Source organism: Acinetobacter sp. YH12106, from assembly GCF_013418995.1.
Lineage (GTDB): Bacteria > Pseudomonadota > Gammaproteobacteria > Pseudomonadales > Moraxellaceae > Acinetobacter > Acinetobacter pseudolwoffii.
In genome coordinates this window covers 1-8577 of record NZ_VPAV01000039.1, presented here as the reverse complement: position 1 = coordinate 8577, position 8577 = coordinate 1, and the positions used below count along the sequence as shown (strand labels likewise).

At 42.1% G+C, this 8577-nt stretch carries 11 protein-coding genes, 3 pseudogenes and 1 other annotated feature; of the genes and pseudogenes, 10 read left to right on the top strand and 4 right to left on the bottom strand.

Translation table 11 applies throughout. The features are described 5' to 3' along the window. A partial coding sequence (locus FTU45_RS14490) for an IS6 family transposase (protein WP_151817486.1) occupies positions 1-472 on the bottom strand: 472 nt, incomplete at its 3' end. Positions 473-535: 63 nt separating this feature from the next. On the opposite strand from FTU45_RS14490, the pseudogene FTU45_RS14485 reads away from it, so the two are divergent. Further along, positions 536-667, top strand: a pseudogene (locus FTU45_RS14485) (IS3 family transposase); the annotation flags it as partial. Positions 668-885: 218 nt separating this feature from the next. Here FTU45_RS14485 and FTU45_RS14480 read toward each other — a convergent pair. Further along, positions 886-1302, bottom strand: coding sequence for a conjugal transfer protein TraD (locus FTU45_RS14480; RefSeq protein ID WP_108091264.1), 417 nt, complete (start codon positions 1300-1302; stop codon positions 886-888). A 279-nt stretch (positions 1303-1581) separates the two neighbouring features. Between FTU45_RS14480 and FTU45_RS14475 the strand changes: the two genes are divergently transcribed. The 6 genes from FTU45_RS14475 (at position 1582) to FTU45_RS14450 (ending at position 4672) form a co-directional block, all read left to right on the top strand. Further along, the gene (locus FTU45_RS14475; RefSeq protein WP_002061201.1) at positions 1582-1737 is read left to right on the top strand and encodes a hypothetical protein; all 156 of its coding nucleotides are present in this window, start codon (positions 1582-1584) and stop codon (positions 1735-1737) included. Beyond that, positions 1737-2666 carry a MobA/MobL family protein gene (locus FTU45_RS14470; RefSeq protein WP_119065094.1) on the top strand — a complete coding sequence of 310 codons (930 nt, stop codon included), beginning with the start codon at positions 1737-1739 and terminating at the stop codon, positions 2664-2666. Before FTU45_RS14475 ends, FTU45_RS14470 begins: the two co-directional genes overlap by 1 nt. Further along, positions 2663-3163 carry a hypothetical protein gene (locus tag FTU45_RS14465; protein WP_068550831.1) on the top strand — a complete coding sequence of 167 codons (501 nt, stop codon included), beginning with the start codon at positions 2663-2665 and terminating at the stop codon, positions 3161-3163. Before FTU45_RS14470 ends, FTU45_RS14465 begins: the two co-directional genes overlap by 4 nt. 70 nt (positions 3164-3233) lie before the next feature. Next, complete coding sequence (locus FTU45_RS14460) at positions 3234-3530, top strand: BrnT family toxin (protein ID WP_042087986.1); 297 nt, start codon at positions 3234-3236, stop codon at positions 3528-3530. Then, positions 3520-3735, top strand: coding sequence for a hypothetical protein (locus FTU45_RS14455; RefSeq protein WP_042087985.1), 216 nt, complete (start codon positions 3520-3522; stop codon positions 3733-3735). The genes FTU45_RS14460 and FTU45_RS14455 overlap by 11 nt, the downstream gene beginning before the upstream one ends. A 127-nt stretch (positions 3736-3862) precedes the next feature. After that, positions 3863-4672, top strand: coding sequence for a hypothetical protein (locus tag FTU45_RS14450; protein ID WP_108091266.1), 810 nt, complete (start codon positions 3863-3865; stop codon positions 4670-4672). A gap of 793 nt (positions 4673-5465) precedes the next feature. Here the strand turns inward: FTU45_RS14450 and FTU45_RS14445 are convergent. Continuing rightward, positions 5466-5882, bottom strand: coding sequence for a hypothetical protein (locus FTU45_RS14445; RefSeq protein ID WP_163169825.1), 417 nt, complete (start codon positions 5880-5882; stop codon positions 5466-5468). On the opposite strand from FTU45_RS14445, the pseudogene FTU45_RS14440 reads away from it, so the two are divergent. The 3 genes and pseudogenes from FTU45_RS14440 to FTU45_RS14430 all read left to right on the top strand — a co-directional run bounded on the left by FTU45_RS14440 (position 5835) and on the right by FTU45_RS14430 (position 8467). Next, positions 5835-6807, top strand: a pseudogene (locus tag FTU45_RS14440) (IS3 family transposase). The gene FTU45_RS14445 and the pseudogene FTU45_RS14440 overlap by 48 nt on opposite strands. Continuing rightward, positions 6124-6240 (top strand) — a sequence feature (AL1L pseudoknot). Its footprint overlaps the pseudogene before it by 117 nt. A gap of 151 nt (positions 6808-6958) precedes the next feature. Further along, a complete protein-coding gene (floR, locus tag FTU45_RS14435; protein WP_000214122.1) occupies positions 6959-8173 on the top strand; it encodes a chloramphenicol/florfenicol efflux MFS transporter FloR in 1215 nt (404 codons plus the stop codon). A gap of 27 nt (positions 8174-8200) precedes the next feature. Further along, on the top strand, positions 8201-8467 hold the full coding sequence (locus FTU45_RS14430) for a LysR family transcriptional regulator (RefSeq protein WP_077170324.1): 267 nt from the start codon (positions 8201-8203) through the stop codon (positions 8465-8467). Positions 8468-8502: 35 nt separating this feature from the next. On the opposite strand, the pseudogene FTU45_RS14425 reads toward FTU45_RS14430, so the two are convergent. After that, positions 8503-8577, bottom strand: a pseudogene (locus tag FTU45_RS14425) (IS6 family transposase); the annotation flags it as partial.

The window sequence follows — 8577 nt, the reverse complement described above, 5'->3', positions numbered from 1 at the left end:
GTGGACATTTACCTTCCCGTTTTAACCGTGATAAAGCACGTCCATATGTGGGTGCTTTATCCGTGTTGATCACTTGTGGAATTTGCCACTTCTTCACATTATTTAAAATTTTTCCAAGAAAACAATAAGCTGAATGGGTATTTCGTCTAGCAGAAAGATAGAAATCAAGAGTATGGCCACGTTGGTCAACTGCACGGTATAGATATGCCCATTTGCCATTCACTTTTACGTAAGTTTCATCCAGATGCCATAAATGTCGATCTGTAGGATTACGCCAATACCAACGTAAACGTTTTTCCATTTCTGGAGCATAACGCTGAACCCAGCGATAAATTGTGGTGTGATCAACATTCACTCCACGTTCGGCCAGCATTTCCTGAAGTTCACGATAGCTGATGCCATATTTACAATACCAACGAACAGCCCAAAGAATGATTTCACCTTGAAAGTGCCGACCGTGGAAGGGATTCATCTGCTGTATCTCGAAATAAATAAGATATTTAGCTTATCATGTCAGCCTATTTGCAACAGTGCCCAACTTGCGACACTAAATTGGGTAGATTGGTTCAATAAAGAGCGTGTACATAGTGCACTAGGTTATGTATCACCTTTTGATTTTGAAGCAATGTACTATGATAAGATTAACCCGTTAGGTCAGGTGGCCTAACTTAAATAAAAAACTCTCCGACAAACCCGGTACGGTTCACCTTTATCTTTGTTTGTGATGAATACATTAGCAAGTTCCCATTTAGGTGCTGCATGAGAGAGAATTGGTAAAGATAGACAGAGTCCTAAGATAAACTTTTTCATTAATTGTCCTATGAAATCTCATAATGATTTGTTAAATCATAACTTAATTTATTGCTGATCTAGCTTAGCTTATAATTAATTTGAATTATTTTTACGTTGTTTGAGAACTTCTAATCCTAAATCCTTCCAAATTTGCCATTTCATATCATTTGGGTCTATTTCAGCAGTTTTAAGCAGAATTCCAAGTAATTCGGCTGGGTCACGCTGATCAAGGTTAGCAATTTCAAAAAGTGCGCCTAATTGAATGAGATGACGTGTACGAGCTTTTCGTTCAGCTTCCTTTTCTGCATTCAGTAATTTTCTGACTGCTATCTTCTGTTTATTCGCTCGATCTATGGCTTTTTCAGCTTTGATCAAGGCATTCAATTTTTTCTCTTGGTCGGGAGTACGGTATTGGATTTGAGCTAATTCTAATAAAAGCTTTTGTGCATCACTGGGATTCTTTAAAGCAGAAATGTAGGTAATTTTTTCAGACAGCCAATCATTATTCATATTCAATTCCTTAATTCATATACCGCAAAAGCACAGGCTCAATACTCAAAGAACGATAACAAAATAATTACGTCCAAGGTACGCAATTTTGTTAAAGTCGTTCTAGAGATTGTCGCCTGTACTTCCATCAAAAAATTGATGGCGCGCTTAGACGTTTCTCAATTTCATTGAGAAACCTAAGCACGTTAGGGACTTCATCCCTAAAACCCTGAAACTTCTTTTTTTCGTTCAATTGAAAATTGAATGAAAAAAAGAAGTACCAAAGCTAGGAGCAACAGCATGCAACTAAAACAGGTATTGGGAAAAATCAAAGATATTAGTTTTGGCGTGATCGCAGCACCGCTAATTATCATCATTATGATGTGGGCTTCGATACTTGATCAAAGAGCGTTTAAAAAAGAACGTAACCGAAAAAAGGAACAGGATAAGACCTAATGGCGATTGCTCGTTTAAGTGTCAAAGTCGGTAAGGCAGGTAAAGCAGCACCGCATGCCGAATATATTGATCGGGATGAAGAAAAAAAGCTGAAACAAGAACAGGCAGAAACCGACCTTGAACATAGTGCCTATGGGAATATGCCGAAATGGGCTGAACATAATCCGATTACCTTTTGGGAAGCAGCCGACCTTTACGAGCGCAAAAATGGCAGTACCTATCGAGAATATGAAATTGCCCTGCCTAGAGAGATGAATGCCAAACAACGTCTAGAACTGGTTGAGGAGTTCATTCAGTCCGAGATCGGCTCAAAATATCCATATCAGTTTGCGATTCATAACCCTAAAGCAATGGACGGCAACGATCAGCCCCACGTGCATCTCATGTTTAATGAACGTCTGCAAGATGGAATCGAACGAGATCCAGAGCAATATTTCAAACGCTATAACAGCAAAAATCCTGAACGTGGCGGAGCTAAAAAAGACAATACAGGCAAGAGTTACCAGGAACGAAAAATTGATATTAAAGACCTACGCCAAAGATGGGCGGATTTATGCAACAGCCATTTAGAAAAACATCAAATTGATAGCCGTATTGATATGCGAAGCTACAAAGAGCAAGGCATAGAGAAAGAACCCGAAAAGAAACTGTTACCAAGCCAAGCCAAAGACCCTGAAATTAGGGAAGCCCTACAACAATCACGTACAGCCTATAAAGAGCTTGAGCGACTAGACTTAGGCGACCCCAAACAAGACCTGAAAGACCTCAAAAACAGCCCAATTTCAGACAAAGAAATTAAACAGGGTATTGAGAGCTTTAAGGCTGATTTTGACAGCTTTAAACAGCTTGCTTTGGAACAGTACAAACAACAGCAGAAATTAGAAAGAGAGCAACAGAAAACAATGAAGTTTAGAGGGATGAGCCGATGACACCTGATGAAAAAAAGCTATATGCACTAATGGCAGTTGCAGAACAACAGCAGAACCTCGTCAATCAGGCCGTTAAAGAGCTTCAAATCACGAAAGAACACATTCAAAGCACTATTGCTGGGCAGACCCACCATACTGTATCAAAATCGCTAAATACGGGCTTACAGGAGGGTACAGCGGAGCTTATTAAGACCGCTAAAGCACTTGGACGCTTGAATAATTCAATTGAATCAGCCCGTGATCAGTTGTCATGGAAGCTCATTACCATTGTTCTAGGCATCTTTGCCATTCTGATGCTTGGTATCATTTGGCTGTTTAGTGTTTATATCAAACCTTTAGGCAATATCCCGCAGATCGAGAGCCTGAGACAGCAAGGCATCCAGTTTGATATTGGAAGTTGTAAAGTTGATGGAGAATCTAAACCGTGTGTCCGAGTGATGAAAAAGCAGTGCGGATATGGAAAAAATGGCGATTTTTGTGTCATAGACCCAAAATAATAAGAATATTTCTTATGCTAAAAGAAAATTCTTACTTAATTTCAATTCTACGAGAGGAAAAGGGGTAATCATGCCATTGATTGAATATTACGGCTTGTTATTTGAATGGCATGACCAAAAAATGGATTTAGTCTACAGAGGGCGTGAAATTACGTTCGAAGAAGTCTGTAGTATTTTCCTTGATCCTGCATTGATGTCTTTTGATGATGTAGGACACTATGACGAACAACGACTAATATCAGTCGGTTTAAGCAATCGTGGTAGACTATTAACAGTGGTTTGGGTTGAACGTGGAGATGTTGCGAGAATAATCACTGCATTTGAACCATCACATCACCAAAAGCGGAGGTACAGCAATGCAAAATGAATTAGAACGCTATAAAAATTTTGATCCTACCAATGCCCCATTGGTTAAACCTAGTTTTGTGAAAAAATTACAGGAACGTCACGCCATCGCTCAAGCAAAGGCTTTTGATGCTGATGTGGTGACATGGTTAGGTTCACAAGATAATGAAACAAAACAACATATTAACGATATGGTTCGCCATATTATGGCATTGAAACGTACTTAATTAGGTATGACCTCCCTTTTTTGTTTTAATGTTTGATTGATTAATTAGAAAGCTCATTTGGTATTCATACCAAATGAGCTTTTACTTTATAGTTTTTGAAGGATACGCCGTGGTTAAGGAAGTTGTTATGTTGAAACATTCAAGTTTGGAAAGAAAAGAGTTCAAGCATGAAGAACTTGCACTAATAAAAAAACTTGATTTCAACGATATTGAGATTATTAAGCCTGATAATCTTGGACAAATCTTAATTTGGACTTCTAAACTTGCTGAATATCATCATGCTCAATTTGTTGAATTTAGTCATAAGTTAGATATTGTTGATGAAATAGAAGAGCGAGAAGAGATTAACAATAAGATTAATTTTTATAGAAAAAGTAGAGTTTTAGAGAATCATATCAAGGATTTCTATCTAAAAAAGCTATTGGATCAAGGAGAAGCGACAGTAAAGGGATATATCAAACATCCGATTAAACAGGATACAAATTACGCTGTAATTTCTTATCACGGATATCATTTTGTTAGTTTTGCTACTCCAGAGATTATTGAAAAATTTCCCTTACATTTTATTGATTTTGTACAAAGTGAAACACCAAAGACATTAGCAGATATACACTCTGATGAAGCTGTACTGCTATCAACGGTTAAGAATTTTATAACGCCCTTTAAAGAACAATATAAAAAAATAAAGAGTAAAAATAAGGAGATCAAAGAACACAATACGGTCGTACATAAAATTTATATAAAAATTAAAAATAAAGAAGCAACTTTGCAAAAGCCAACAGATTCAAAGCCTAAAGAATCTAGCCCCAAATCTGATGAAAAGATTACTTTACCAGTAAAAATGAAGCAGGTAGCTATTCAGCAAAATATAGCTTCACAAGAAAAGTCAATTACTGTGATTAAGAAGCGAAAATTTGCTTTAAATAAGGATAAGTAAATTTGTAATTGTAAATTATAAAGAAAATCCCCCCTAAGCCTTGCAACTTAGAGGGGTTTTCCAGTAAATTCTACGGTACGCAGTTATTTGATGTTAACCCATCGAATAACGAAGATCATAAGGTTTGGCGACCGTTATGATTTCACCAAAGGCTGGTACCTGAACTCTATTTTCACAATAAACAGTGTTTAGATCAAGTCTCAAAATGATAAGTCTTCGTTAATCCGTGTTTTAAATCATCAAATAAGCATCATAGATCGAGCTTTGCCTGCTTCTGCGTGTCCGTTTTAGGGATTGGCATGCGTTGCATGTGGAGGGAATAAGTGTCACTGGTGCAACGTAGCGATAGTCGAAAGGCTAAACCGCTACAGGGGAATCTCACAAAAGCGGAGCGTTAAGAGTAGCTGTATAGGTTGGTTAAGTTGCATGTTGGGGAAACCCTCGCAGAGATACCGCCATACTTCGACAGGGAGCGCGTGGGAGAAGGTGCAAGACCTTTAGTCCTTGTCTGCATAGTCTGCAAAGCTATGTGCGGATACGACCGATATACGTGGCTCCGAAGCCAAAAGAATATGCGGTAAATCGGCAATACTTAAAGGATGTGTCATTTTTTTAAATGACCGCCTTTAGGGAGAGTATTGCCGAAACTCTCTCAACCGTTCACCAAAGCCAAAGCACGAAGTGCGACGCTTGGGTAACGAGTTGAGAAGTTGAGAGCATGTGCTTTTGCTTTTATAGGTTTTTATATTTTTATAGAAGAGCTTTTGAGAAGCTTGTTCTGCTTAGGCTATTATTAAAATCCAATTCTGTTTGTATTAATAATAATGTTATTAGAATATTTTCCTCTGACATCATCGCAAACAGTTGTATAGCTATAATATTCATAGGTTTTTAGAGTACCAATAATATAGCCTCTTTGAAAAATAGGTTCCCATTGATTAGTAAATGGGCTCAAGAAAAGACCTTGTGAACATTCAATCGCTAAATTATTTTTCACTACATTATTTTTAGGATTTGAGTGAACTTCTTTTATAGAAAAATATCTAATATCATTATTATTTGGTGCTGTTTTGATTGAATTTTTGTCTACATATATTTTAGAAATCTCACCTTGAACCGTACCGGGTTTGTCGGAGACCAAGCTTTCTGAGAGAATGTCCCGATGAAAAAAGTAAAATATACCCCTGAAATCAGAGAAAGAGCGGTTCAATTATTGATTGAATCCGAGAAAGATTATCCATCGAATTGGGCTGCGATCACCGCTATTGCTCCCTGAGCAGTATACTGCGCAAGGGTTGTACTCCTGAAACACTACGTGTTTGGTATCAAAAATATTTAGATAAACAAAATCCAGTTAAAGTACAGCAGCTTTCAGACCAAGAACGTATCAAACAACTCGAACGCGAAAATAAAGAACTGCAACGCGCCAATGAAATTCTACGTAAAGCAGCCGCTTTTTTCGCCCAGGCGGAGCTCGACCGCCCACACAAATAATGGTGGATTTTATCCATAATAATAAAGAGCTGTACGGAGTCGAGGCGATTTGTAGAATTTTACCGATCGCACCTTCAACCTATTACCGGACTCTAGATCTCTGTGAAAATCCAGAACATCGAGCAAAGCGAGATTTACATGACTTGCATCATGCTGAGGAGATTAAACGAATTTGGAAGGAAAGTTCAGGTCGGTATGGTGTACGTAAAGTCTGGCAAAAACTGAAACGTGAAGGCTATATTATTGCGCGCTGTACTGTTGCTCGATTAATGCAAAAGCTAGGTATAAAAGGTGTTTGGCGTGGTAAGAACAAACAAACCACCCGTAGCCGAGATGATCAAAAACGAGCGGATGACTTGGTAAAACGTAATTTTACTGCTGATCATCCTGACCAACTGTGGGTGAGTGACTTTACGTATATTCAAACAAATTCAGGCTGGGTTTATACTGCATTTATTATTGATGTGTTCTCACGAGCAATTGTTGGATGGAAAGTATCGACACGGATGAATACAGATATGGTGCTCGATGCATTGGAGCAAGCATTTAGGGCGGCAGAGGGGGCTGGAACGCTGAGTGCGCCCATGCCGCATTGCGAAGCAAAAGATAATCGGATAAAATGTAGCAATTCATATTCGTAAGCGTGGAGTAATCAGATGGGAAATTCCAAGTCAGCAGACAAGTAAGCCGCAACAACCAGTATTGTTGTTGCGGCGCTCTGTAAGGCTAGTCTCATCTGATTGCTGACGAGCAGACGTCGCCCGGTATTCCTTAATCGAGGGTTGATTCGTCATGACCACCACACGCCCCGCGTGGGCCTATACGCTGCCGGCAGCACTGCTGCTGATGGCTCCTTTCGACATCCTCGCTTCACTGGCGATGGATATTTATCTCCCTGTCGTTCCAGCGATGCCCGGCATCCTGAACACGACGCCCGCTATGATCCAACTCACGTTGAGCCTCTATATGGTGATGCTCGGCGTGGGCCAGGTGATTTTTGGTCCGCTCTCAGACAGAATCGGGCGACGGCCAATTCTACTTGCGGGCGCAACGGCTTTCGTCATTGCGTCTCTGGGAGCAGCTTGGTCTTCAACTGCACCGGCCTTTGTCGCTTTCCGTCTACTTCAAGCAGTGGGCGCGTCGGCCATGCTGGTGGCGACGTTCGCGACGGTTCGCGACGTTTATGCCAACCGTCCTGAGGGTGTCGTCATCTACGGCCTTTTCAGTTCGATGCTGGCGTTCGTGCCTGCGCTCGGCCCTATCGCCGGAGTATTGATCGGCGAGTTCTTGGGATGGCAGGCGATATTCATTACTTTGGCTATACTGGCGATGCTCGCACTCCTAAATGCGGGTTTCAGGTGGCACGAAACCCGCCCTCTGGATCAAGTCAAGACGCGCCGATCTGTCTTGCCGATCTTCGCGAGTCCGGCTTTTTGGGTTTACACTGTCGGCTTTAGCGCCGGTATGGGCACCTACTTCGTCTTCTTCTCGACGGCTCCCCGTGTGCTCATAGGCCAAGCGGAATATTCCGAGATCGGATTCAGCTTTGCCTTCGCCACTGTCGCGCTTGTAATGATCGTGACAACCCGTTTCGCGAAGTCCTTTGTCGCCAGATGGGGCATCGCAGGATGCGTGGCGCGTGGGATGGCGTTGCTTGTTTGCGGAGCGGTCCTGTTGGGGATCGGCGAACTTTACGGCTCGCCGTCATTCCTCACCTTCATCCTACCGATGTGGGTTGTCGCGGTCGGTATTGTCTTCACGGTGTCCGTTACCGCGAACGGCGCTTTGGCAGAGTTCGACGACATCGCGGGATCAGCGGTCGCGTTCTACTTCTGCGTTCAAAGCCTGATAGTCAGCATTGTCGGGACATTGGCGGTGGCACTTTTAAACGGTGACACAGCGTGGCCCGTGATCTGTTACGCCACGGCGATGGCGGTACTGGTTTCGTTGGGGCTGGTGCTCCTTCGGCTCCGTGGGGCTGCCACCGAGAAGTCGCCAGTCGTCTAACCGACGACTGGTAGCAGGCCCGCTCCGATGCGGCGCACTAACCATCGAAACCTCGTGAATGTCGGTATCCTGTCTGGCAGGATACCGCTCATTTCCCTTGTTCAGTTCATCGCCGTCGCCGAGCATCTGAATTTTCGGCATGCGGCCAAGGCACTTGGTATCAGCCAGTCGAGCGTCAGCGCGCGTGTGAAAGCGCTGGAGGATAACCTTGGTGTCCTGCTATTTGAGCGCCATGCGCGGGGCGTTCGGCTAACAGACGCAGGCAGGCACTTCATGGGGCACTGTTGCAAATAGAGATTTGAGTCGATGATGTTCCCTTTAAAAAGTACTTAGAGACCGAAAACCCTGTTGATTAGACACACTTCACCCTGAGGCTGACCATAATAAAATGACGATGCTTGTCC

Bases quoted from the DNA above. Each gene is read 5' to 3' on its own strand.
- FTU45_RS14455 (WP_042087985.1), top strand. From the start codon at position 3,520: ATGCAAAATGAATTAGAACGCTATAAAAATTTTGATCCTACCAATGCC.
- floR (WP_000214122.1), top strand. From the start codon at position 6,959: ATGACCACCACACGCCCCGCGTGGGCCTATACGCTGCCGGCAGCACTG.
- FTU45_RS14460 (WP_042087986.1), top strand. From the start codon at position 3,234: ATGCCATTGATTGAATATTACGGCTTGTTATTTGAATGGCATGACCAA.
- FTU45_RS14470 (WP_119065094.1), top strand. From the start codon at position 1,737: ATGGCGATTGCTCGTTTAAGTGTCAAAGTCGGTAAGGCAGGTAAAGCA.
- FTU45_RS14450 (WP_108091266.1), top strand. From the start codon at position 3,863: ATGTTGAAACATTCAAGTTTGGAAAGAAAAGAGTTCAAGCATGAAGAA.
- FTU45_RS14430 (WP_077170324.1), top strand. From the start codon at position 8,201: ATGCGGCGCACTAACCATCGAAACCTCGTGAATGTCGGTATCCTGTCT.
- FTU45_RS14475 (WP_002061201.1), top strand. From the start codon at position 1,582: ATGCAACTAAAACAGGTATTGGGAAAAATCAAAGATATTAGTTTTGGC.
- FTU45_RS14465 (WP_068550831.1), top strand. From the start codon at position 2,663: ATGACACCTGATGAAAAAAAGCTATATGCACTAATGGCAGTTGCAGAA.
- FTU45_RS14480 (WP_108091264.1), bottom strand. From the start codon at position 1,302: ATGAATAATGATTGGCTGTCTGAAAAAATTACCTACATTTCTGCTTTA.